General features: G+C 68.8%; 20 protein-coding genes. 8 read left to right on the top strand and 12 right to left on the bottom strand.

Annotation, left to right across the window (positions count from 1 at the left end):
- Window positions 1-122 precede the first annotated feature (122 nt).
- Together coaD and rsmD are read right to left on the bottom strand one after the other, a co-directional pair.
- Window positions 123-605: a pantetheine-phosphate adenylyltransferase gene (coaD, locus tag D0C15_RS02185; RefSeq protein WP_116040662.1), complete on the bottom strand. Its 483-nt coding sequence runs from the start codon at window positions 603-605 to the stop codon at window positions 123-125.
- 80 nt (window positions 606-685) lie between these two features.
- On the bottom strand, window positions 686-1,249 hold the full coding sequence (rsmD, locus tag D0C15_RS02180; protein WP_211323060.1) for a 16S rRNA (guanine(966)-N(2))-methyltransferase RsmD: 564 nt from the start codon (window positions 1,247-1,249) through the stop codon (window positions 686-688).
- A gap of 285 nt (window positions 1,250-1,534) precedes the next feature.
- Here rsmD and D0C15_RS02175 point away from each other — a divergent pair, with 285 nt between their 5' ends.
- From D0C15_RS02175 to D0C15_RS02165, 3 genes are all read left to right on the top strand, one after another.
- A complete protein-coding gene (locus D0C15_RS02175; protein ID WP_116040664.1) occupies window positions 1,535-3,688 on the top strand; it encodes a HelD family protein in 2,154 nt (717 codons plus the stop codon).
- 246 nt (window positions 3,689-3,934) lie between these two features.
- Window positions 3,935-4,900 carry a glutamate ABC transporter substrate-binding protein gene (locus D0C15_RS02170; protein WP_245975518.1) on the top strand — a complete coding sequence of 322 codons (966 nt, stop codon included), beginning with the start codon at window positions 3,935-3,937 and terminating at the stop codon, window positions 4,898-4,900.
- Between the two features lie 106 nt (window positions 4,901-5,006).
- A complete protein-coding gene (locus D0C15_RS02165; RefSeq protein ID WP_116040704.1) occupies window positions 5,007-5,987 on the top strand; it encodes an LLM class flavin-dependent oxidoreductase in 981 nt (326 codons plus the stop codon).
- 14 nt (window positions 5,988-6,001) lie between these two features.
- Here D0C15_RS02165 and D0C15_RS02160 read toward each other — a convergent pair whose 3' ends face one another.
- The 3 genes from D0C15_RS02160 to D0C15_RS02150 form a co-directional block, all read right to left on the bottom strand.
- Window positions 6,002-7,573, bottom strand: coding sequence for an adenylate/guanylate cyclase domain-containing protein (locus D0C15_RS02160; protein WP_116040665.1), 1,572 nt, complete (start codon window positions 7,571-7,573; stop codon window positions 6,002-6,004).
- A 144-nt stretch (window positions 7,574-7,717) separates the two neighbouring features.
- Window positions 7,718-11,092 (bottom strand): pyruvate carboxylase, encoded by a 3,375-nt coding sequence (locus tag D0C15_RS02155; protein ID WP_116040666.1) that lies wholly within the window; start codon window positions 11,090-11,092, stop codon window positions 7,718-7,720.
- Window positions 11,093-11,195: 103 nt separating this feature from the next.
- A complete protein-coding gene (locus D0C15_RS02150) occupies window positions 11,196-12,155 on the bottom strand; it encodes a S8 family peptidase (protein WP_116040667.1) in 960 nt (319 codons plus the stop codon).
- A gap of 213 nt (window positions 12,156-12,368) precedes the next feature.
- On the opposite strand from D0C15_RS02150, the gene D0C15_RS02145 reads away from it, so the two are divergent.
- Together D0C15_RS02145 and D0C15_RS35390 are read left to right on the top strand one after the other, a co-directional pair.
- Window positions 12,369-12,563, top strand: a complete 195-nt coding sequence (locus tag D0C15_RS02145) for a hypothetical protein (protein ID WP_116040668.1) — start codon at window positions 12,369-12,371, stop codon at window positions 12,561-12,563.
- Window positions 12,560-13,291, top strand: a complete 732-nt coding sequence (locus D0C15_RS35390; RefSeq protein WP_116040669.1) for a peptidoglycan recognition protein family protein — start codon at window positions 12,560-12,562, stop codon at window positions 13,289-13,291. The genes D0C15_RS02145 and D0C15_RS35390 overlap by 4 nt, the downstream gene beginning before the upstream one ends.
- A 21-nt stretch (window positions 13,292-13,312) precedes the next feature.
- On the opposite strand, the gene recG is transcribed toward D0C15_RS35390, so the two are convergent.
- Window positions 13,313-15,463: an ATP-dependent DNA helicase RecG gene (gene recG, locus D0C15_RS02135; protein ID WP_116040670.1), complete on the bottom strand. Its 2,151-nt coding sequence runs from the start codon at window positions 15,461-15,463 to the stop codon at window positions 13,313-13,315.
- A 146-nt stretch (window positions 15,464-15,609) separates the two neighbouring features.
- The gene (locus D0C15_RS02130) at window positions 15,610-17,274 is read right to left on the bottom strand and encodes a DAK2 domain-containing protein (protein WP_116040671.1); all 1,665 of its coding nucleotides are present in this window, start codon (window positions 17,272-17,274) and stop codon (window positions 15,610-15,612) included.
- A gap of 181 nt (window positions 17,275-17,455) precedes the next feature.
- On the opposite strand from D0C15_RS02130, the gene rpmB reads away from it, so the two are divergent.
- Window positions 17,456-17,647, top strand: coding sequence for a 50S ribosomal protein L28 (gene rpmB, locus D0C15_RS02125; RefSeq protein ID WP_116040705.1), 192 nt, complete (start codon window positions 17,456-17,458; stop codon window positions 17,645-17,647).
- A 108-nt stretch (window positions 17,648-17,755) separates the two neighbouring features.
- Here the strand turns inward: rpmB and D0C15_RS02120 are convergent, their stop codons facing one another.
- Genes D0C15_RS02120 through D0C15_RS02105 form a run of 4 tightly spaced genes read right to left on the bottom strand, consistent with a single transcriptional unit; the run spans window position 17,756 to window position 20,515 of the window.
- Window positions 17,756-18,433 carry a uracil-DNA glycosylase gene (locus D0C15_RS02120; RefSeq protein ID WP_116040706.1) on the bottom strand — a complete coding sequence of 226 codons (678 nt, stop codon included), beginning with the start codon at window positions 18,431-18,433 and terminating at the stop codon, window positions 17,756-17,758.
- Window positions 18,434-18,465: 32 nt separating this feature from the next.
- The gene (locus D0C15_RS02115) at window positions 18,466-18,987 is read right to left on the bottom strand and encodes a gamma carbonic anhydrase family protein (RefSeq protein ID WP_116040672.1); all 522 of its coding nucleotides are present in this window, start codon (window positions 18,985-18,987) and stop codon (window positions 18,466-18,468) included.
- A gap of 30 nt (window positions 18,988-19,017) precedes the next feature.
- Window positions 19,018-19,494, bottom strand: coding sequence for a GNAT family N-acetyltransferase (locus D0C15_RS02110; RefSeq protein WP_116040673.1), 477 nt, complete (start codon window positions 19,492-19,494; stop codon window positions 19,018-19,020).
- Window positions 19,495-19,516: 22 nt separating this feature from the next.
- Window positions 19,517-20,515: a thiamine-phosphate kinase gene (locus tag D0C15_RS02105; RefSeq protein WP_116040674.1), complete on the bottom strand. Its 999-nt coding sequence runs from the start codon at window positions 20,513-20,515 to the stop codon at window positions 19,517-19,519.
- A gap of 119 nt (window positions 20,516-20,634) precedes the next feature.
- Between D0C15_RS02105 and D0C15_RS02100 the strand changes: the two genes are divergently transcribed.
- Both D0C15_RS02100 and D0C15_RS02095 read left to right on the top strand, forming a co-directional pair.
- Entirely contained in the window at window positions 20,635-20,868 is a 234-nt protein-coding gene (locus D0C15_RS02100; RefSeq protein ID WP_091672234.1) for an Lrp/AsnC ligand binding domain-containing protein, read from the top strand.
- A 19-nt stretch (window positions 20,869-20,887) separates the two neighbouring features.
- Complete coding sequence (locus tag D0C15_RS02095; RefSeq protein ID WP_116040675.1) at window positions 20,888-21,433, top strand: DUF3515 domain-containing protein; 546 nt, start codon at window positions 20,888-20,890, stop codon at window positions 21,431-21,433.
- A gap of 55 nt (window positions 21,434-21,488) precedes the next feature.
- Here D0C15_RS02095 and D0C15_RS02090 read toward each other — a convergent pair whose 3' ends face one another.
- Entirely contained in the window at window positions 21,489-22,586 is a 1,098-nt protein-coding gene (locus D0C15_RS02090; RefSeq protein WP_116040676.1) for a D-alanine--D-alanine ligase family protein, read from the bottom strand.
- Window positions 22,587-22,608: the final 22 nt, after the last annotated feature.

Here is a 22,608-nt window from a genome sequence, read left to right as displayed (position 1 = left end):
GAGCCCACGAGCGGGGAGGCGGGGCGTGTGACGTGCGGTGGTGATGTCTCGGACTCCAGGTCCGAGCCCCGCCGAGTCGATCGTGACGCGCGTTTGCCAACCGACACCGACGAACGGAGGGGTCAGCCGCGCTCCGCGAGCCGCTCGGTCAGACGCTCGTGCACGTATTCCGGCACCATCTGCGCGACATCCCCGCCGTAGGTGGCGACCTCCTTGACCAGTGAGCTGGACAGGAAGCTGTAGGACGGATTGTTCGACATCAGCAGGGTCTCGACGCCGGACAGTTCCCGGTTCATCTGAGCCATCTGCAGCTCGTAGTCGAAGTCACTGACCGAGCGCAGGCCCTTCGCGATCGCCGCGATGTCGTGCTGCCTGCAGTAGTCGACCAGGAGCCCGTGCCAGGAGTCCACCCGCACGTTGGGCAGCTTGGCGGTCACCTCGCGCAGCATCTCCATCCGCTCTTCGATGGAGAACAGGCCCTTCTTGCTCTTGTTGATCAGCACGGCGACCACGACCTCGTCGAAGAGGTTGGACGCGCGCTCGATGATGTCCAAATGACCGTTGGTCGCCGGGTCGTAAGAGCCGGGGCACACCGCTCGCCGCATGGCGCGGACGCTACCAAGCCGGGCGCACGGCTGCGCGGTTTGTGATGAACCTGTCCCTCTCCGGCCCGCCGCCGAATCGCTCAGCCCGCGTACTCGGCGCGGAACAGCGCGGTGTCGCCATAACGTCTGCTGCGCAGCGGCTCGAAGCCGGTGGGCCAGTCCGGCTCGCCATCGCGCTCGGCGCGTTCGACGACGACGAGCCCGCCCGCCGCGATCCAGCCGCCGCGGGACAACGCGCCGAGTGCGGCGGCCAGTTCCGGCCCCTCTACCGCATAAGGCGGGTCGGCGAGCACCAGATCGAACGGCGCGGCCGGGTCCGTCCCCGACTCGGCCAGCACCTGGTCCACCCGCCCGTGCCGCACCCTGCCGCCGAGACCGACCGTCGCGACGTTGCCACGCAGTACCTCGGCGGCCACGCGGTCCGCCTCCACGAACAGCGCGTCCGCGGCGCCGCGCGACAACGCCTCCAGCCCCAGCGCACCGGAGCCGGCGTACAGATCGAGCACCCGTGCCCCGTCCAGTTCGCCCGCGACCTCCAGTGCGTTGAAGAGCGCCTCGCGGACCCGCTCGGAGGTGGGCCGGGTACCGCGCGGCGGCACCCGCAGCCGCCTGCCACCCGCCTGTCCGGCCACGATCCTGGTCACCCCGACATCTTGACTCATGGACGGCCAGGAGGTTTGCGGGCATTACGGCCGGCAGGGGCCGGTCGGAGCTTGCCCCCGCTGTGACAACGCTCTTCCGCCACCGCAGGGGCGGCTCGTGGCGGGCGTATGCGAGGGAGACACCAACGGCAGGCGAACCAGCGACTGTGCGCCACCCGGCATCGAACAGGGCGGCAGGTGTGTTTTTAGCCGGGACCTGGTGAAGTGCCCGCGCGAGTTGCGTATTGTCGTTCTTCCCCCTCCCGACTTGAGCTGCTAGGAGCCTGCGTGTCGGAACCTCGGGTCAGAAGAGCCGAGATCGCTGTCGAACAGAACCACGTCGATCGCGTCTACGCCCGTCTCGCGGAACTGCGGACGCAGGCGGAGTCGATGCGCACGAAGGGCTACGAGATCGGCCACGGCGCACAGCGGGAGGCCGTGTTCGAGCAGGCGTCGATGCTCTTCGAGCGCGACATGATGGTGTTCCACGCCACCCAGACACTGCAGACCCTCGATGCCGAGTACGAGGGCCTGGTTTTCGGCAAGCTGGACTACTCCGGGGCCGACGCCTCCCAGGACACCGAGCCGCTCTACGTCGGCAGGCTCGGCATCAGGGACGCCGACTTCGACAACCTCGTCACCGACTGGCGCGCCCCCGCCGCCGCCGCCTTCTACCAGGCGACGGCCGAGGAACCGATGGACGTCGTGCGCCGCAGGGTGATCCGGTGTTCCGGCCAGAAGGTGCTCGACGTCGACGACGACGTGTTGATGGCGGACGCCGTGCCCGAGGACATGCGGATCGTCGGCGAGGGCGCGCTGATGGCCGCACTGGGCCGGGCCCGTGGCGAGAAGATGCGCGACATCGTGGCCACCATCCAGCGTGAGCAGGACGAGGTGATCCGCGCACCATGGCGCGGGGTGACCGAGATCACCGGCGGCCCCGGCACCGGCAAAACGGCGGTCGCGCTGCATCGCGCCGCCTATCTGCTGTACCGGTACCGCAAGCAGCTCGGCGGGGCGGGCGTGCTGGTCATCGGCCCTTCAGGGGTGTTCACCACCTACATCTCCAGGGTGCTGCCCTCGATGGGCGAGACCAACGTGGAGCTGCGCGCGCTGGGTGAGGTACTCGACGGCATCGAGGCGACCCGGCAGGACGCCGCCCCGCTCGCCGCGATCAAGGGCTCCCTGCGCATGCGCAAGGTGCTGCTGAAGGCACTGCGGGCCATGCCGCCGGAGGCACCGGACGAGATGCGGATCGTCTACCGGGGCGAGGTGCTCAGGCTGGATGCGCGGGAGCTGGACAAGGTGCGGCGCAAGGTACACACCCAGGGGGGTCCGCCGAACCGATCCAGGATCCGGGCGGCCGAGTCCCTGCTCAACGCCCTCGCCGACAAGGCCGAGGAGTACGCGAGCGCCGACGGCAGGACCATCGAGCGTGCCGAGCTGATCAACGACCTCGGCGAGCGGATCGACTTCCACCGGTTCCTCGTGACGTGGTGGCCGGTGCTCTACCCGGCCCAGGTGCTGGGCTGGCTGGGTGACGAGCGCAGACTCGCCAAGGCGAGCAAGCACGTGCTCTCGCGGGACGAGATCAGCCTGTTGGCCGCTTCCATGAGCGATCGCACGCGCGGCTGGTCGGTGGCCGACATCGCACTGCTGGACGAGCTGCGCGTGCTGCTCGGTCCCCCGCCGAAGCGTCGCAGGCGGGACAGCAGGCTCGAGCTGGACGCCGAGCAGACTCGCGACAGCACGACAGTCCGGGACCGTCACCGTCCCGAGCACTACGACGAGTACTCCCACATCGTGGTGGACGAGTCGCAGGACCTCTCGCCCATGCAGTGGCGGATGATCGGCCGGAGGGGGCGATACGCGAGCTGGACCGTGGTGGGCGATCCCGTGCAGAGCTCGTGGCCGGACCCGGAGGAAGCCGCGCAGGCCCGGGACACGGCGTTCGGCTCGCGGACCGCGCGCAGGCGCTACACGCTGCGGACCAACTACCGGAACTCGGCGGAGATCTTCGAACTCGCCGCGAAGGTGGTCGCCGGGCACGCCGAGGCAGGCGACCTCCCCCACGCCGTACGCACGACCGGGCTCGTACCGGAGGTCCGCACCATCGAACGGGGCACGGCCGAGGGCGCCGTGCAGGCCGCGGTGAAGGAGCTCCTCGGCTCGGTCGAGGGCACGGTCGGCGTGATCTGCGCCATGGACCGGGTCGGCGAACTGCGGCGGTGGTTGCGCGGCCAAGCCGACGAACGCCTCAAGATCGTCGGCAGCCTGGACTCGAAGGGACTCGAGTACGACGCGGTGGTCCTGCTCGAACCCACCGAACTGATCACCGAGTCGACGACCGGTCGCAGGGTGCTCTATGTCGCCCTGACCCGGGCCACCCAGCAACTCACCGTGCTGGCCTCGGATCCGGACTGGCTGCCGGATCAGGACTGAACTCCACAGCGGACGGCCCGGCCGGCAACAGAGAGCACAAAGGCAACTACGCGCGTTTTCAGGCCGGAGTTGGTTTGTCACCGACTATTCGGCTCGATGAATTGGACGACACCACCGTTCGGAATTCACCCCAAAGTGCGTACCATTCACGACGGCCGTATTCCGTGAGCGGCTCCGCTCAAGCAGCCCGTCGATGCAGATCCATCAGGCGGGCGAACATCGCAAGCCGAGATGGAGTGTGTCTCGATGACACTGTTGACTTCCATGCTGTCCCCGTCCGCGCGCCGCGGTTCAGCGCGCCGGGTGCGGACCGCCGTCGGCGCTGTCCTCGTACTGGTGGCCGTCGCCGCCTGCACGTCGGAGCCGGCGCAGCAAGCTCCGAGCGAGGACGCTTCGTCAGGTGCTCCCAGCCTGCTGGACCTGGCACCCGTTGCCACCGCGGAGGAACTCGGCTCCTCCAGTACGGCGCAGGCGATCAAGCGCCGCGGGGAACTCCTCGTCGGCGGCGAGGTGAACATGCCGTTGCTGTCGCAGCGGAATCCGACGACGGGACAGACCGAAGGCTTCGACGCCGCGCTCAGCAAGATGCTCGCGAAGTACATCATCGGCGAACCGAACACGAAGATCATCAAGTCCACTCCGGAGACACGCGAGGCACTGCTGCAGATCAACACGGTCGACGTGGTGATCCGGATCTACTCGATCACCCCGGCACGAGCGGAAAAGGTTTCGTTCGCGGGCCCCTACCTCACCTCGGGCCAGGCCATTGCCACGTTGAAATCGGAAACGAACATCACCGAGCCGGAAGACCTCAACGGCAAGACGGTGCTCGCGGTCAACGGTGCCACCAGCGTTGCGGCCATTCGGGAGTACGCCCCTGAGGCCGAGATCAAGACCTTCGACACGGCGCCGGAGTGCATCCAGGCACTGGAGGACGGTACCGGTGACGCTTACGTGCACGACCTGACTCTGCTGGCGGGATTCGCGTTCCTGAACGAGAAGATCCAGGTGGTCGGCGAGCCGTTCACCAGCGAGCCCTACGGAATCGGTCTGCGCCACGGCGACCAGGAGTTCAAGCAGTTCATCAACACCTGGCTGCAGAAGATCGAGGACGCCGGGCTGTGGGAGCAGGCATGGCAGCAGTCGCTCGGCACCGTGGTCGCGGGTGACCCGCCCGCGCCGCCCGCGATCGGCTCGGCAGCCGGTTCCTGAGCGACCAGAGCCTGGTCGCAAGGGCTGCCCACGGACGGGAAGCAACGCAGGTACTTTCGCGTTACACACAGGCGTGACTTCCGAGCCGAGCACCAGCCTGCCCGAAATACCGCTGTCCGTTCTGGACCTTTCGCCGATCAACAGCGGCTCCGACGCCGCGACCTCCTTTCGTAACACGGTGGATCTCGCGCGGCACACGGAGTCGCTCGGCTATCGCCGGTACTGGCTCGCCGAGCATCACAACATGCCGGGCATCGCCAGTTCGGCGACCGCTGTCCTGATCGCCCAGGTCGCCTCGGCCACCGAGCGCATCAGGGTCGGCTCCGGCGGAGTGATGCTGCCCAACCACGCGCCGCTCGTCGTGGCCGAGCAGTTCGGCACCCTGGAGGCGTTCCACCCCGGCCGCATCGACCTCGGGATCGGCAGGGCCCCGGGGACCGACCAGCGCACGGCGGTCGCGTTGCGCGGCTCGGCCGCGGCACTGTCCGCCCAGGAGTTCCCCCAGCAGCTGACGGAGCTGATGGAGTACTTCGAGCCGGAAGAAGGCCGGGCGGTTCGCGCCGCGGTCGCCGAGGGCAACCGCCCGCCGGTCTGGCTGCTGGGTTCGAGCGGTTTCAGTGCACAGCTCGCGGGGATGCTCGGTCTGCCGTTCTCCTTCGCCCACCACTTCAGCGCGCAGAACACCGGTCCGGCACTGCGGATCTACCGGGATGCGTTTCAGCCGTCCACCGTGCTGGACGAGCCGTACGTGATGCTCGGAGCCTCGGTGATCTGCGCCGAAACCGACGAGCACGCACAGTGGATCGCCGGGCCGTCGGGGGTGACGTTCCTCAGCCTGCGACACGGCAGGCCGATCCCGCTGCCAAGTCCGCAGGAGGCCGCCGACTACCCGTACACGGATCTGGACCGGATGTTCATCGAGGAGCGGATGGCGAGCAATATCGTCGGCTCCCCGGAGACGGTCCGCAAGGGTCTCGACGACCTACTGGCCGAAACCGGCGCGAACGAGCTGATGATCACCACGATGGTCCACGGCCACGAAGACCGGCGCCGCTCCTACGAACTGGTCTCCGCCCTGGCCGGCTGACCCCCGGCCGGGGGTCATCTCGCACTTTCCCGGGAAAGTGCGGGAGTTTCGGTCACCGGGGCCGCGACGCGGGTGGGCTCGGTGCGGCCGCGCAGGGTGGTCTCGTCGATCGGCGTCCAGCGCCCTGCCTCCGCCTGGTCCGCGTGTTCGACCGCACGCATCGAGGCCACCACCCTCCCCGGAACGGACTTGGCCAGCTCGGTGAGCCGCGCCGCCTCGTTCACGGGGTCGCCGATCACGGTGTACTCGTATCGGTTCTCCTCGCCGATGTTGCCCGCGACGGCCGGGCCTGCCGCTACGCCGATCCCGGCCTCACATTCGGTCACCTCGGCCCGCAACCGCCTGCCCATGGACCTTGCCGCGGCCAGTGCCTGTCCCTCGGGGTCGGGCACGCTCGTGGGAGCGCCGAAGACGGCGAGTGCGGCGTCGCCCTCGAATTTGTTCACCGAGCCGCCGTGCTCGTGCACCTCGGCCACCACCACCGCGAAGAAGCGGTTGAGCACGGCGACCACCTCGGCAGGCGGGTGTGTTGCGGCCAGCGTGGTTGACCCGATGACGTCTACGAACAGCACGGCGACCTCCCGCACCTCCCCGCCGAGTTCGATGTCCTTCGCCAGCAACGCCTCCGTGGCGACCTCGTGACCGACGTGCCTGCCGAACAGGTCGCGGATGCGTTCGCGCTCCCGCAGCCCGTCCACCATCCGGTTGAAGCCCGCCTGCAGGAGTCCGAGTTCGGTCCCGTCGAACACCACCACTTCGGCGCCGAGGTCCCCGCCCTGCACGCGGGCCAGCGCGGAGCGCACGGTCCGGATCGGCGCCACGGTCGCCCGCGCCATCAGCAGCACGATCAGGAAGCCGAACACCAGGATGATGCCGCCGAGCACGAGGATGTTGATCGAGAGCCGGGTGGCCGAGACGTCACCCCTCGCGAGGGCGAACAGCGCGACCAGCATGAGTCCGGTCAGTGGCACCCCGGAGCCGAGCGCCCAGGCCATCAGCACTCGCATGGTCACTCCGGCGACCATCCGCCTGCGCGGGGCTGGGCCGCTGGAGAGGGCCCTGGCGGCGATCGGCCGGAGGGCGAACTCGCTGAGCAGATAGGCGTTCGCGCAAACGACGAGCCCGCCGAGGCCGACGGTGAAGCCGACCTTGAACACCGCGTCGGGAAGTTCGAAGGCGTAGATCGTGGTGAACAGGATCGTGCCGCCGAACCAGAGGGCGGCCTGCAGCCGGAACAGACGGATCGGCACACGCAGCGTCGCCCTGCGTTCCCGTTCGGTAGGCAGCCTGCCCTCCAGCACCCACCGCAGCGTGCGCAGGGCCCTTCTGGTTCCCCAGACGACGCCGATCACCAGCGCGAACACGATGTAGGCAGGCAGCGCGACGAAGTGGACCAGCGTGAGGTCCCCGACGAAGACGCTGGGGCCCGGAAGCACGATCGTCACCAGCGTCACGACGGCGACGATGCCGACCAGGTTGGCGATCACCAGTGACGCGGTGAGCAGCAACTGCACCCGCAGGCGCAGCACGGAGTCCCGCTGGTGCACCGACCCCAGCAGCCAGGACCCGAGCGGGCTCACGCTCATGCTTCCGGTGCCACCCCGCTCACGCCGGCACCGCCCAGGGGAGTTCCCCAATGTGGCTTTCGGGAACTTCAACGTCCCCAATGCCACATTGGGGAACCTCAACGTCCCCAATGCCACATTGGGGAACTTCTACCGGCGCCGTGCTCACTCCAGCACCACCAGCAGGTCTCCACCCTCGACCTGCTGGACGGAGTTGATGGCCAGGCGGGAGACCTTGCCGGCCTCGGACGCGGTGATCGCGGCCTCCATCTTCATCGCCTCGATGGTCGCGACCGTCGCGCCTGCCTCGACCTCGTCGCCCTCCCCGACCGAAAGGGTGACCACTCCGGCGAACGGCGCGGCGATCTGCTTGGGATCGGACTTGTCCGCCTTCTCCGCCGCCGGCAGGTCGGCGGCCACCGAGGTGTCACGGATCTGGATCGGCCGCATCTGACCGTTCAGCGTCGCCATCACCGTGCGGATACCCCGCTCGTCGGCCTCACCGATCGCCTCGAGCTCGATCAGCAGCCGTACGCCCTGCTCGAGGTCGACGGCATGCTCCTCACCGGGGCGCAGCCCGTAGAAGAAGTCCTTGCTCGGCAGCACGCTGGTGTCGCCGTACGCGGCCCGATGCGTTTCGAAGTCCTTGGTGGGGCCAGGGAACAACAGGCGGTTCAGCGTTGCCCTCCGGTCCGACGCCAGGCTCTTGTTGTCCTCTTCGGACAGCTCGACCACCGGCTTGGGTTCGGCACGGCCCTCCAGAGCCTTGGTCCGGAACGGCTCCGGCCAGCCACCGGGTGGGTCGCCGAGCTCGCCACGCAGGAAGCCGATCACCGAGTCCGGGATGTCGTACTTGTTCGGCTCCGCCTCGAACTCCTCGGGCGAGACACCCGCACCGACGAGATGCAGGGCGAGGTCCCCGACCACTTTGGACGACGGCGTGACCTTGACCAGGTGTCCGAGGATCCGGTCGGCCGCCGCATACATCGCCTCGATGTCGGTGAACCGGTCACCGAGGCCGAGTGCGATGGCCTGGGTGCGGAGGTTGGACAGCTGACCGCCGGGGATCTCGTGGTGGTAGACGCGGCCGGTCGGCGACGCCAGTCCCGCTTCGAACGGCGCGTAGATCTTGCGCACGATCTCCCAGTAGGGCTCGAGATCGCCGATTGCCTGCAGGTCCAGGCCGGTGGGCCGGTCGGAGTGATCGGTCGCGGCAACGATCGCCGAAAGGGATGGCTGCGAGGTGGTTCCCGCCATCGAGGCCACGGCCCCGTCGACCGCGTCCGCGCCTGCCTGCACCGCGGCGAGGTAGGTGGCCAGCTGACCACCGGCAGTGTCGTGAGTGTGGATATGCACCGGGAGGTCGAACTCCTTGCGCAGCGCGGAGACCAGCCGTGCCGCCGCGGGTGCGCGCAGCAACCCCGCCATATCCTTCACCGCGAGCACGTGCGCTCCGGCGTCGACGATCTGTTCGGCGAGGCGCAGGTAGTAGTCCAGTGTGTACAGCTTCTCGCCGGGATCGGAGAGGTCCGAGGTGTAGCAGAGCGCCACCTCGGCCACTGCCGACCCGGTCTCCCGCACGGCCTCGATCGCGGGCCGCATCTGGGAGACGTCGTTGAGCGCGTCGAAAATGCGGAAGATATCGATTCCCGTCGCGGTCGCCTCCTCGACGAAGGCGTTCGTCACCTCCGTGGGATACGGCGTGTAGCCGACCGTGTTCCGGCCACGCAACAGCATCTGCAGACAGATGTTGGGCACGGCCTTGCGCAGTGCGGCCAGCCGCTCCCACGGATCCTCCGCGAGGAAGCGCAGCGCCACGTCGTAGGTCGCGCCGCCCCAGCACTCGAGGGAGAGCAGTTGCGGCACGGTGTGGGCCACCACAGGCGCGACCGCGAGCAGGTCCTTGGTGCGGACCCGGGTGGCCAGCAGGGACTGGTGCGCGTCACGGAAGGTGGTGTCGGTGACCCCGATCGTCGGGGATTCACGCAGCCAGCGGGCGAACCCCTCGGGGCCCAGTTCGAGCAGCCGCTGCCGGGAGCCGGCAGGGGGTTCCTGATCCGCGATCTCCGGCAGCTTCTCCGCCGGGTTGATCAGCCGGGGCCGTTCGCCGTTCGGCTTGTTCACCGTCACGTCGGCGAGGTAGGTCAGCAGCCGCGTGCCGCGGTCGGCGGAGTGCCGCGCGGTCAGCAGGTGCGGGCGCTGCTCGATGAACGACGTGGTGACCCGGCCCTGCTGGAAGTCCGGATCGTCCAGCACCGCCTGCAGGAACGGGATGTTCGTCGCCACACCGCGGATGCGGAACTCGGCGAGGGCTCGGCGGGCCCGCCCGACCGCGGTCTTCAGGTCCCGGCCGCGGCAGCTGAGCTTGACCAGCATGGAGTCGAAGTGCGCGCTGATCTCGGTGCCGGCGAAGGCGGTACCGCCGTCGAGGCGGATACCCGAGCCGCCGGGTGAGCGGTACGCGCTGATCATCCCGGTGTCCGGCCGGAAGCCGTTGGCGGGATCCTCGGTGGTGATCCGGCACTGCAGAGCCGCGCCGCGCAGATAGATCCGGTCCTGGGAGAGACCGAGGTCCGCGAGTGTCTCGCCCGCGGCGATCCGCATCTGCGACTGCACCAGGTCCACGTCGGTGACCTCCTCGGTCACGGTGTGCTCGACCTGGATGCGGGGGTTCATCTCGATGAAGACGTGGTTGCCCTCGGGGTCGAGCAGGAATTCGACCGTGCCCGCGTTGCGGTAGCCGATCTGCTCGGCAAAGGCGACCGCGTCGGAGCAGATCCGGTCCCGGAGTTCGGGATCGAGGTTCGGGGCAGGTGCGAGCTCGATGACCTTCTGGTGCCTGCGCTGCACAGAGCAGTCCCGCTCGTACAGGTGGATGACGTTGCCCTCGCCGTCGGCGAGGATCTGCACCTCGATATGCCGCGGATCCACCACGGCCTTCTCCAGGAACACCGTCGGGTCACCGAACGCGGACTCGGCCTCACGCGCGGCGGCCTCGATGGACTCGCGCAGCACCTTCGGCTCGCTGACCCGGCGCATGCCCCGCCCGCCACCACCGGCGACCGCCTTCACGAACAGCGGGTAGCCCAGCTCCTCCGCGTCCGCCATCAGCTGGTCGATGTCCGAGGACGGCTGCGAGGACCCGAGTACGGGCACACCCGCGGCGCGCGCCGCGGCCACCGCCCTGGCCTTGTTGCCGGTCAGCTCGAGGATCTCCGCGCTGGGCCCGACGAATGTGATTCCTGCCTCTTGGCAAGCGCGAGCGAGGTCGGGGTTCTCCGAGAGGAACCCGTAACCCGGGTAGACGGCGTCGGCACCGGCCTTGCGGGCCGCTTCGACGATCTCCTCGACAGACAGATAGGCACGGACCGGGTGTCCTTCTTCCCCGATCTCGTAGGCCTCGTCGGCCTTCAGCCGGTGCAGCGAGTTGCGGTCCTCGTGCGGGAACACGGCGACGGTGCCTGCGCCGAGTTCGTAGCCTGCACGGAACGCACGGATGGCGATCTCACCACGGTTGGCGACGAGTACCTTGCGGAACATGCCGGTCCTTCCCTTGTACGGATCGGTAGATGGCGCACGTTACCGTCTGACTCCCGGTGGGCGGGAGTTCCGTACCAAGTGATGGACATCATTGCGGTGTGTCCTACGGCTGCACACTCCCGGTGAACAGCAGGCGGTTGGCCGTTCCGTCCGGCACATCCGTGAGCGCATCCTCCGTCGCCGCGGCCACGATCGCCGCGCTGACCTCGGCAGGTGTGGCGTCCGGATGCTGCGCCCGGTAGAGCGCCGCCGCGCCCGCGACATGCGCCGCAGCCGTCGAGGTACCCGACTGCACGGAGACGGCGCCGCCGGTGCTCGGCGCGGGAATCTCCGCACCAGGGGCGAAGAGGTCCACCGCGGAGCCGGAGTTCGACCGCGCGATCGCGGCGTCGTCACGGTCGGCCGCCGCGACGGTCAACGCCTCGGCCACCCTGCCCGGCGAGAATTCGGCTGCCGACGCTCCGGAGCTACCCGCGGGCACCGCGACCGGCATCACTGTGGCGAGTTCGCGGACGGCCTCGTCGAGCGCCTCCTCCGGCGGACCACCGATACCGAACACCGCGACGGCCGGCTGGGTGGCGTTCACCGTGACCCACTCGATTCCGGCCAGGATGTCCAGGAGATTCCCGGCACCGTTGTCGTCGAGCACCCGGACCGGCATGATCCGCACGTCCTTGGCGATACCGTGCCGCTCGGCGCCGATCACTCCTGCCAGGTGGGTGCCGTGCCCGTTGCCGTCGGTAGCGTGATTGTCGTCGTCGACGAAGTCCTTGCCAGGCCACACCCGCCCGTCGAACTCCGGATTGGTGCCGTCGACACCGGTGTCGATGACGTAGACGGTCACCTCGCCCGCTCTCGCCGGGTAGCGGTACAGCTGGTCGAGACCTTCACGCTGATCGATCCGATCCAGGCCCCAGCTCGGCGGATCCGCCTGCTCCCCCGGCTCCGTCACCGGGGGTTCGACGGGCACCGCTGCCGCCGATGGCACCACCAGCCCCGTCCCCGACGTCACAAGAACAACCGCCGTCGTCGCGAGCACGGCCCGTGCGCCTCGAAGTCCCATGCGAAGGGCTTACCCGCTGTGGGCTGGCCCGGCAACGCGAGCGTTCCCCCGATCGGGGCCTGCGACATCGAGCAATGTGGCGGGCTGCCCCCAAAATAAAGCCAAAATCTTTCCGGCGTTGATTGTCTCCAGTATCCGGTTGTACGATCAACGCATTCAGCCGAAATTGATTCGGCAGATTCTTCGTCGTCTCGCGTACGAAACGAGAAAAACATGTCCGAGATCGAGCGTTCGAGGCGTGCGTTTTTCGCCTCGGCCGGAAAGACACTGACCGCGGCAACCGCACTGTCCCTGCTTCCGGCAACTGCTTTCGCGGCGGCCCCGGCCGGCCGCACGGCAGGAGTCGACGCCGCGACCGGCGAGCCGCTCGACGCCGGAATCGACTGCGACCGGGAGCGCCAGCTATGACGACCGTCGTGACCAGGGCACAGTGGGGAGCGCGCGCGCCGCGCAACGTGTCGAACAACATCACTCCCGCAAACGGCGGTGTGGCGATCCATCATGTCGGCACCGGCTCGGTCGCCAGGCCCGACCATTCGCAATGCGCGGCACAGGTGCGCGGCATCCAGAATTTTCACATGGACGAAAAGACCTGGTCCGATATCGCGTACACCTACCTGGTCTGCGCGCACGATCACATTTTCGTCGGCCGGGGAAAGAATGTGCGAACGGCCGCGAACGGATCGAGTTCCGGAAATCAGAACTGGTACGCGGTATGTGGCCTGGTGGGCGACGGGGACGCGATCGGCGAAAAACTGGTCGACGCCTACAAGTCAGCCATCGTCGACCTGCGTACCTCCGGCGGCGCAGGACGAGGAGTCACCGGCCACCGGGATCACGTCGCGACGACCTGTCCCGGCGAGAAGCTGTACGAGATGGTCACCGAAGGGACGCTGACCCCCGGCCCCGGCGTCGCGCCGCCGTGGCCGGGGATCTACCTGAGCTATCCGCCGATCATGCGCGGCAGCAGCGTCACGACGTGGCAGAAACAGATGCGAGTACGCGGCTGGTCCATCACCGCCGACGGAGCGTACGGCCCCGCTTCGAAATCCGCGTGTACCTCGTTCCAGCGCGACAACGGCCTCACCGCCGACGGCATCGTCGGACCGGCCACCTGGGACGCCACCTGGGCCTGACGGCGGCGAGCCAGCACGCTGTCAGGTCTTCTCCAGGTACTCGGCGCGGTCGGCGTCCACGACGTCGGCCACCAGGTGCGCGAGGCCGAGGTGCTCACCCAGCGCCGGGTCCTCTGCGACGATCCGCTGGGCGCACTCCCGCGCCTCGGCGATCACGTCCTCGTCGCGCAGCAGCGACAGCTGCTTAAGCCCCGACCGCTTCCCGGACTGTGCCGCGCCGAGGATGTCGCCCTCCCTGCGCAGTTCGAGGTCCAGTCTGGACAGCTCGAAGCCGTCCAGTGTGGATTCCACCGCCGCGAGCCGTTCCCGGGTCGCGGTACCGTCCAGTGCTTCGGTGACCAGCAGACACAGTCCGGGAACCGAACCGCGGCCGACCCGCCCACGCAGCTGGTGCAGCTGGCTTACCCCGAAGCGATCCGCGTCCATGATCACCATCACGGTCGCGTTGGGCACGTTCACGCCGACCTCGATGACCGTCGTGGCGACCAGCACGTCCACCTCGCCCGCGGCGAACGCCCGCATCACCGCGTCCTTCTCGTCACTGGGCAGCCTGCCGTGCAGCACCCCGACGCGCAGCCCCTTCAGCGGGCCCTCGGCCAGTTCCGGCGCGATGTCCAGCACGGCCAGCGCCGGACGTTTCTCGGACTTGTCCGAGGCCGGTTCGTCGCCGATCCTGGGACAGACCACATAGGCCTGATGTCCCTTGCGGACCTCCTCGGCCACCCGCTGCCACGCCCGGTCCAGCCAGGTCGGCTTCTCGGCGGTCGGAACAACCGTGGTGGAGATCGGCGAACGGCCGGCGGGTAGCTCGCGCAGGGCGGAGATCTCCAGATCCCCGTAAACGGTCATGGCGACCGTGCGCGGGATCGGCGTCGCGGTCATCACCAGCACGTGCGGGCTGGTGAAGTCCGCTCCCCTCGAGCGCAACGCGTCCCGCTGCTCGACGCCGAACCGATGCTGCTCGTCCACCACGACGAAGCCGAGATCGGCGAAGGAAACGGTTTCCTGGATCAGTGCGTGCGTTCCGACGACGATGCCAGCCGCCCCACCTGCGATGTCCAGCAGCGCCTGCTTGCGTTCTTTCGCCGACATCGAGCCCGTGAGCAGGGTGATCCTCGTGGCGATATCAGCACCACCGAGTTCGCCCGCCATGGCGAGGTCGCCGAGTAGTTCGCGCAGGGAACGCGCGTGCTGCGCGGCCAGTACCTCGGTCGGCGCCAGCATCGCGGCCTGCCTGCCCGCGTCGACCGCCTGCAGCATCGCCCGCAGCGCGACGATGGTCTTACCGCTACCCACCTCGCCCTGCAGGAGCCGATTCATCGGATGCTCGCCCGTGAGGTCGGTGGCGATCTTCGCGCCGACCTCGCGCTGGCCCTCGGTGAGTTCGAACGGCAGGCGCTTGTCGAAGGTGTCGGCGAGTCCGCCCGGCTTGGGCGGGCACGCCGGCGCGGGCCGGGACACGGCCGAGTACCTGCGCTGGGCGAAGATCAGCTGGACGGCCATCGCCTCGTCCCACTTCAGCCTCGTGCGCGCCGACTCGAGTGCCGCCCAGTTCTCCGGCCGGTGGATATTACGCAGCGCCGGGTGCAGGTGGTCGAGGTCGTACCGCATACGCAGCCAGTCCGGTAGCGGGTCCTCCTCGGGTTCGAACGTTCCGAGTACCTGCTGCACAGCCCTGCCGATCGACCACGACGGCATTCCCTGCGCCGCCGGATACACCGGGATGATCTCGGCGAGAAAGCTGTCCACCGAGGACATGTCGTCGTCGTCGATGAGCTCGTACTCGGGATTGGCCAGCTGCAGGGTGTTGCGGAAGGCGGTGACCTTTCCGGCGAACAACCCGGTGCGGCCGGGCCGCAGCTCCCGTTCCCGCCACGCCTGGTTGAAGAACGCGCAGGACAGCCTGCGGTGGCCGTCGGTGATGGTCATCTCCAGGATCGAGCCGGGACGCGCGCGCATCCTGCGCTTGCTCACGTGCTCGATCCTGGCCATCACCGTCGCGTGCTCACCGATCTCGAGACCCGCGATATCGGTGAGTTCCCCACGTGCGGCGTAGCGCCTCGGGTAGTGCCGCAGCAGGTCACCCACGGTGTGAATGTCCAGTGCGGACGCCAGCGCCTTCGCGGTCTTGTCGCCGACCAGTGAGGTCAACTTGTCGCGCAGCCCGCTCATTGTCCGATCTGCCTCGCTCGTCGCTCCAGGATGTGCACAGTGTCATATTCAGCTGAGGGTGTTCCACACGACGCACGTCACCGCCGCACGCAGCTCACCTGGGCCACCCCCGTCCGGCCGATCGTGAACAACCCTCACGGCCCCGATCACTCCACGCCGATCAGCAACACCGCATCGGTCGCACCACTGGAATAGCACACCAGTTCGACTTCCGGTCGTTCGGCACGCAGGCGAAGACCGAGGACGGCGCCGATGTCCGGCGGTGCCGCCGTCCCGGTGAGGACGGTGACGAGTTCGCCACCGAGGTCCAGCATCCGGCCCAGCACGTCCATCGCGGCGGCGAGGACGTTGTCCGCCGTGGCGGGGCCCGGCCCGATCAGCTGGACCTCCCCGTCGACCAGGCCCAGCACATCGCCGGTGTGTGCCCGTCCCACCCAGGTGATCGCCTCGGAGTCAGCCACCCGCAGCTCACCGCGCCGGGTCGCCGCTGCCGCCTCGGCCATGGCGACGACATCATCGTTGGTCCGCCTGGCGATGTCATGCACGGCCAGCGCGGCCAGCACCTGCACGGGCGAGGCACACGGGACCACGACGATGTCGCGTTCCTCCAGCATCGCGTGCCCGGCGATCCGGTCGGCTGCCGCGGTGAGTTCCATCCCGCCAGGCAGCACGGTGACGTGCGCCGCGCCCGTACCGGTGATCAGGCCGAGCAACTCCTCCGCATTCGGCACCTCCCCGGTACCCACGGCGAGTACCCGCACGCCCTCGGCATGGATCAGCGCGGCGAGCTCGTCCCCGTGCACGACGGCCACCACCGCCCGGTCCCTGCCGGGCTCGGCGGGTTCGGGCGGCGGATGTGCGAGCAGTGGCTCGACGCGGATCCGGTGTGGCCTTCCCGCGGAAAGACCCGCCTCGATCGCGGCCCCGATATCCCCGCAGTGCACGTGGACGGCGTAACTGCCCGCGCCGTCCCCCGCCACGGTGACGCTGTCCCCCAGTTCGCTCAGCGCCGCCCGCAACCTCGCCAGGGGGTCAGGTGCGGTGCCGCCGGTGCCGTTGACGTCGTCGAGGCTGTTGACGCCGTCGAGCAGGTACATGACCTCCCACGCTTGCACGGTCATCAATTCCAGCGGGGCAGCGGGGACGTTCGCCATGCCCCTTGGCGCGGTCAGTGTGTGCTGCGGCTCGGTGGTCCGCCCGGTGAGGACGCACACCAGCGCGTCCAGCACGGCGAGCAGCCCTCGGCCACCGGCGTCGACCACACCCGCCGACGCGAGCACCGGCAGCTGCGCCGGGGTGCGTTCGAGGGCCGTCGCCGCGGCGGCCGCGGCCGTTGCCGCGACCTCGGCGGCCGTAGCGGCCGCAGCGGAGGGCTCGGACACCGTCACCGACACCGCATGCAGCACGGTGAGCATGGTGCCCTCGACCGGCCTGGCGACCGCCGCCGTCGCCACGCTGTCGGCCCTCGTCAGGGCATCGGCCAGTGCGGGACCATCAAGGCTTTCCCGGCCGGGACCTGCCGACTCCGCGAGCCCGCGCAGCACCTGCGACAGGATCACGCCGGAGTTTCCCCTCGCGGCACGAACCGCTCCACGCGCCAGCACGCCCAGGGCCGCGCCCACATCGGCCGACACGGTTTCCGCGCGAAGCGCGTCCCTGGCCCCGGTGACGGTGTACAGCAGATTCGAGCCGGTGTCGGAATCGGCGACGGGATAGACATTGATGCCGTTGATGTCCGCACACAGCACATCGAGGCTGCGCACGCACGCGTCGGCCCATTTCGCCACCGCCGCCGCGTCCACCCTCGCCACCGCCTGTCATCATTGCCGGGCAGCACCCGGTTCGTTTGAAGTCTTCGAGGTCCACGGCGAGGGTATCGACCCCGTTTCGACCTCTGAGAGCGCACCGGCTACGCTGTTCGAGTTGCCCGGCGCCGCCGGGTCAGCGCTAGTAAGAGCTCAGCGTTTCCCCAGATTTCGAGGAGTGTTCGACGTGGCTGCCGTGTGCGACGTCTGTGGCAAGGGGCCCGGCTTCGGCAAGTCGGTCTCACACTCCCACCGGCGTACCAACCGTCGGTGGAACCCGAACATCCAGACCGTGCACGCCAAGATTGGCATCTCGCAGCGCAAGCGGATGAACGTGTGCACATCCTGCCTCAAGGCAGGTAAGGTCGTTCGCGGCTGAACCCCAGACTCTCCAATGGCCCGGTGGATCTCGATCCGCCGGGCCATTGTTGTATCTCGGCGTGGTTGTGTCCCGGAGTGGTTGCGTCCAGGCGTGGTCGTGCCGGAGTCAGGGCAGCTTCCAGTCCAGCGGCTGCGCGCCCTGTTCGGTGAGCAGGGCGTTCGCCCGGCTGAACGGCTTCGACCCGAAGAAACCGTTGTACGCCGACAGCGGGCTCGGATGCACCGACTCGATGCAGGGCACCGGCGCCAGCAGCGGCTTGAGTTTGCGCGCGTTGCTGCCCCACAGGATCGCGACGAGCGGGCCACCGCGCGCCGCGAGGGCCTTGATGGCCTGTTCGGTGACCTCCTCCCAGCCCTTGCCCTGATGTGAGTTCGGCGTTCCGGGGCGAACGGTGAGGGCGCGGTTGAGCAGCAGCGCCCCCTGCTCGGTCCACGGGGTGAGGTCACCGTTGGACGGCAGTGGGTGGCCGAGGTCGTCGGCGTACTCCTTGTAGATGTTGACCAGGCTCTTCGGCAGCGGCCGGACGTCCGGCGCGACCGCGAAACACAGGCCGATGGGGTGTCCGGGCGTCGGATAGGGGTCCTGGCCGACGATCAGCACCCGGACATCGGCGAACGGCTGCTGGAACGCACGCAGCACGTGCTCGCCCGCCGGTAGATAGCGGCGTCCCGCCGCGATCTCGGCGCGGAGGAAATCCCCCATCGCGGAGATCCGGTCCGCCACCGGTTCGAGGGCCTGCGCCCAGCCTGCTTCGACGATCTCGTGCAGCGGTCGTGCGGTCACGGGCAGCGACTCTAGCGCACCGGCGACGGGAGTCAGTCCAGGCGCCGGAGTTCGGTTCGGAACCACTCGCCGCGCTTGACGTAGCTCTCCACCACCGCCTGGATCTTGTCCGGCCCGAACGAGGTGTTCGGCCGGTTCTTCGCTGGCACGCCGAGTGCCACCTCGCCAGGCCCGACCCTGCCGCCGTAGGACAGCACCGCGCCCGCACCGACCATGCCGCCATCGGCGACGACGCTGCCGTTCAGCACGACCGCCCCGGAGGCGATCAGGCAGCCGCTACCGATACGAGCGCCCTCGACGTGCACCGCGTGGCCGATCGCCGAGTTCGGCCCCAGCACCAGCGGGTCCCGCTCGGTGCAGTGCAGCACGCTGCCGTCCTGCACGTTGGACCGCTCACCGATCTCGATGTACCCGTGATCTCCACGCAGCACCGCCTGCGGCCACACCGAAGCGCCGGGCCCGATCCGCACGTCGCCGATCACGGTCGCGTCGGGATGCACATAGGACTCGGGGTGGATACTCGGTCGCAGCTCACCCAGTGCGTAGATCGGCATCGTCTCTCCTCATATCGATCCGGCCACGCCTCAGTCCACCAAGGACTTCGCGAGACAGAGACTGCGTTCGTCGTTCTTGTACAGCCCGAACTTCTGCATGTCCCGGTAGCCGCAGGAACGGTAGAGCGCGATGGCCTCGGGCTGTTCGGTCCCGGTCTCCAGCACGGCTCGCGACCGGCCGGCCCGCACCGCCGTCCGCTCGAGTTCCGCCAGCACCGCACGGGCGTAACCGCGGCCCCGCGCGGCAAGCGCGACGTACATCCGCTTCAGTTCGGCGTCACCCGGCTGAAGCGCGGGTGGCGGGCCGTCGTGGGCTCGCCACGCCCCCGTAGCGACCGGAGTGCCGTCCTCGTACCCGACGAGGAACAGCCCTCGGGGCGGGGCGAATTCGGCTGGGTCCATCGGACTGATGTCGGGTTCGCCGTAGCGGCGGACGTACTCCTGCTGGACCTCGTCCATCAGCTTCCGGGCATCCGGATCGTCGTAGGGCACCACGCGAATCTCCACCCGGTCACGATAACCGGCAGGATCAGCGCCAGTGCTCCCAGCCGGAGACGCCCTCGTAGGGTTGCCCGTCGACGGTCACGCCGGTGTCCGGCAGCAGCACCGTGCCGATCTGCACCCATCCTTCCGGTAAGTCCGTGTACGAAGGGAACGTCGCCGCCAGCGCGTGATCCTCGCCACCGGTGAGCACCCAGCGCAGCGGATCGGCGCCAAGGGCCGTCCCGACGTCGACAAGCCGCTGGTCGACGGTCAGCCGCGCGGTCTGCACGTCGAGGCCCACCTCGGAGGCCGACGCGAGATGGCCGAGATCGGCCAGCAGCCCGTCGGACACGTCGATCATCGACGTCGCGCCCGCGACCGCCGCCGCCGGACCTGCCTGGTACGCCGGTTGCGGGTATCGCTGTGCGTTGACGACCCCCACTGGCGAACGGAATCCACGCCCGAGCACCGCGAGCCCGGCGGCCGCCCAGCCCAGCCTGCCGCAGACGGCGAGGATGTCGCCCGGCCGCGCGCCGGACCGGGTCACCGGTGGTCTTCCGCCGAGGTCGCCGAGCGCCGTAACGCTCAGTACGAGCTGATCCGCTCGGACGACGTCGCCGCCGATGATGCCCGCGCGGGCCCGTTCGGCCTCGGCCCACATGCCGTCGGTCAGCGCCGCGAGCATCCTCGTCTCGGTGTCCGGCGGGCAGGCGATTCCGACCAACACGGAGGTTGGCACGGCACCCATCGCGGCGAGGTCGGCGAGGTTCACCGCGACGGCCTTGCGGCCGATGTGCTCCGGATCGGACCAGTCCAGGCGAAAATGCACCCCCTGCACAAGGACATCGGTGGTCGCCACGACCCGCCCGTCGGGCGCCGCCACCACGGCCGCGTCGTCGCCGGGGCCGAGCAACGTGGTCGAGGGCTGTGTCCTGCCCGTGGTCAACGTGCGGATGAGACCGAACTCACCTGCCGCGGCCACTGTGCCAGGGCGAGGCGAGCCCGGCTGGGCCTCCTCCTGCTGGGGTCTACCGTGCGTCGACACCACACCACCTTCGAATCACCGATAGTCGGATGCCCGATGTTTGCCCGACTGGGGTACGTTGCTGCTGGTTACCGTCCAATGAAACACCGAGCCGATCGATCCAGACGAAGGGGCGCGCCGTGGTCCACGCATACATCCTGATCCAGACCGAGGTCGGCAAGGCGGCTTCGGTCGCTGCCGAGATCGCCGGCATTTCGGGTGTCACCAGCTCCGAGGACGTGACCGGCCCCTACGACGTCATCGTGCGCGCTGCCGCGGACAACGTCGACCAGCTGGGCCAGCTCGTGGTGGCGAAGGTGCAGAACGTCGAGGGGATCACACGGACGCTGACCTGCCCGGTCGTGCACCTGTAGGACGTGCTTCAGTGAAGCCGTGGCTGACACCGAGAGCGGGGCGCCGCCCCGGATACTGATCGTCGTCGCCGCGGTGATCGCGGTGGCACTGGCCGTCGCCGTCGCGATCGCGGGCCTGACAGCGGGTTCCGTCGAAGATTCATCGGCGAATGAGACCGGGCCGTTGCCGCTGGTTCCCGTACCCGCCCCACAGGCGGGCCGACCGGCGTGCGGGACTCTTGTCGACGCATTGCCCGGCGAGCTGATCTCGGCCGGCGAGACGTTGGCGCGGCGCGAGCTGGCGAAACCCGCTCCGGAGGCCACGGCGGCCTGGGGTGGCGCTGAGCCCGTGGTGCTGCGCTGCGGGCTGAACCAGCCGCCAGAGCTGACCGAGACGTCGCAGTTGCGGGTGATCAACGGCGTGCAGTGGCTCCAGGTTCCGGGGGAAGGCAGCGCCACTTGGTTCGTCGTGGACCGGCCGGTGATCGTCGCCCTGACCGTGCCGGACAGCGCGGGCACCGGCCCGCTGCAGCAGATCTCGGACGTGGTTTCCGCGAACCTCGAGCCGGCTCCCCCACGCACCTGACCCCCACCTCCTCGCACTTTCCCGGGAAAGTGCGAGGTTCGGGCGCTGAGGCCGGTTACCTGAGGCCGGTGCCGCGAGCCAGCGCCGTGTCCACGAGGGTGGCGAGCAGGGTCGGGTAGTCGACGCCGGTCACCTCCCACATCTTCGGATAGGCCGAAGTGGTGGTGAAGCCCGGCATCGTGTTCACCTCGTTGATGGTCGGGCGACCGTCGGCGCCGATGAAGAAGTCCACCCTGGCCAGCCCCTGGCAGTCCAGCGCGACGAACGCCCGGACGGCCATCTCTCGCAGCCGCTCGACGGTGACATCGTCCAGCTTGGCCGGAATGTCCAGCTCGGCGGCGTCACCGAGATACTTGGTCTCGAAGTCGTACCAGGCCGACTCGTCGTCAGCCAGCACCCGGATCTCCGCCGGGAGCGAGGCTTCCACCCTGGCGTCCGGGAATTCCAGGACACCGCACTCGATCTCCCTGCCGACTACCGCGGCCTCGACGAGAACCTTCGGATCCGTCTCGCGCGCCAGCGCGATGGCGGCGTCGAGTTCGGCCCAGTCGGTGACCTTGCTGATGCCGATCGAGGAGCCCGCGCGGGCCGGCTTGACGAACACCGGCAGACCGAGGCGCTGCCGCTCCGTATCCGGCAGAGTGGACTGTCCACGACGGATCGTCGCGTACTCCCCGACCGGAAGTCCTTCTGCGGCAAGGAGCTTCTTCGCGTACTCCTTGTCCATAGCGGCCGCACTCGCCAGCACGCCCGCGCCGACGTAGGGCAGCCCTGCCATCTCGAGCAGCCCCTGAACAGTGCCGTCCTCCCCGAAGGCACCGTGCAGCACGGGAAAGACGACGTCGACGCCGGTGAGGGTTTCCAGGTTCGCGCCCGGCTCCAGACTGACCAGCTCGCGTTGCGTGGGATCGCCTGCGAGGACAAGGGACTTGCCGTCCTCAACGGAGGGCAATGCCGTTCCGCGGATCTCCAGCGCCTTCGGATCACTCGTGCCGAGGACCCAGCCGCCCTCCCTGGTGATGCCGATCGGGAGGATCTCGAACCGCTCGGGGTCGAGGTTGGCCAGTACGCTTCCCGCGGATACACACGAGATTGTGTGCTCGGTGCTACGGCCACCGAACACGACGGCGACTCGTGTCTTCCGTTCACTCATGGGCCGTCACCCTACCGGGCGC

Origin of the sequence: Amycolatopsis palatopharyngis, from assembly GCF_003385185.1 — a bacterium.
Taxonomy (GTDB): Bacteria; Actinomycetota; Actinomycetes; order Mycobacteriales; family Pseudonocardiaceae; genus Amycolatopsis; species Amycolatopsis palatopharyngis.
The sequence above is the reverse complement of the archived record's forward strand: the minus strand, read 5'-3'. Positions and strand labels throughout refer to the sequence as shown.

Coding starts and splice junctions, on each gene's coding strand:
- coaD (WP_116040662.1), bottom strand. CDS start 605: ATGCGGCGAGCGGTGTGCCCCGGCTCTTACGACCCGGCGACCAACGGT.
- D0C15_RS02170 (WP_245975518.1), top strand. CDS start 3,935: ATGACACTGTTGACTTCCATGCTGTCCCCGTCCGCGCGCCGCGGTTCA.
- D0C15_RS02160 (WP_116040665.1), bottom strand. CDS start 7,573: ATGAGCGTGAGCCCGCTCGGGTCCTGGCTGCTGGGGTCGGTGCACCAG.
- D0C15_RS02155 (WP_116040666.1), bottom strand. CDS start 11,092: ATGTTCCGCAAGGTACTCGTCGCCAACCGTGGTGAGATCGCCATCCGT.
- D0C15_RS02150 (WP_116040667.1), bottom strand. CDS start 12,155: ATGGGACTTCGAGGCGCACGGGCCGTGCTCGCGACGACGGCGGTTGTT.
- D0C15_RS02145 (WP_116040668.1), top strand. CDS start 12,369: ATGTCCGAGATCGAGCGTTCGAGGCGTGCGTTTTTCGCCTCGGCCGGA.
- D0C15_RS35390 (WP_116040669.1), top strand. CDS start 12,560: ATGACGACCGTCGTGACCAGGGCACAGTGGGGAGCGCGCGCGCCGCGC.
- recG (WP_116040670.1), bottom strand. CDS start 15,463: ATGAGCGGGCTGCGCGACAAGTTGACCTCACTGGTCGGCGACAAGACC.
- D0C15_RS02115 (WP_116040672.1), bottom strand. CDS start 18,987: ATGCCGATCTACGCACTGGGTGAGCTGCGACCGAGTATCCACCCCGAG.
- D0C15_RS02090 (WP_116040676.1), bottom strand. CDS start 22,586: ATGAGTGAACGGAAGACACGAGTCGCCGTCGTGTTCGGTGGCCGTAGC.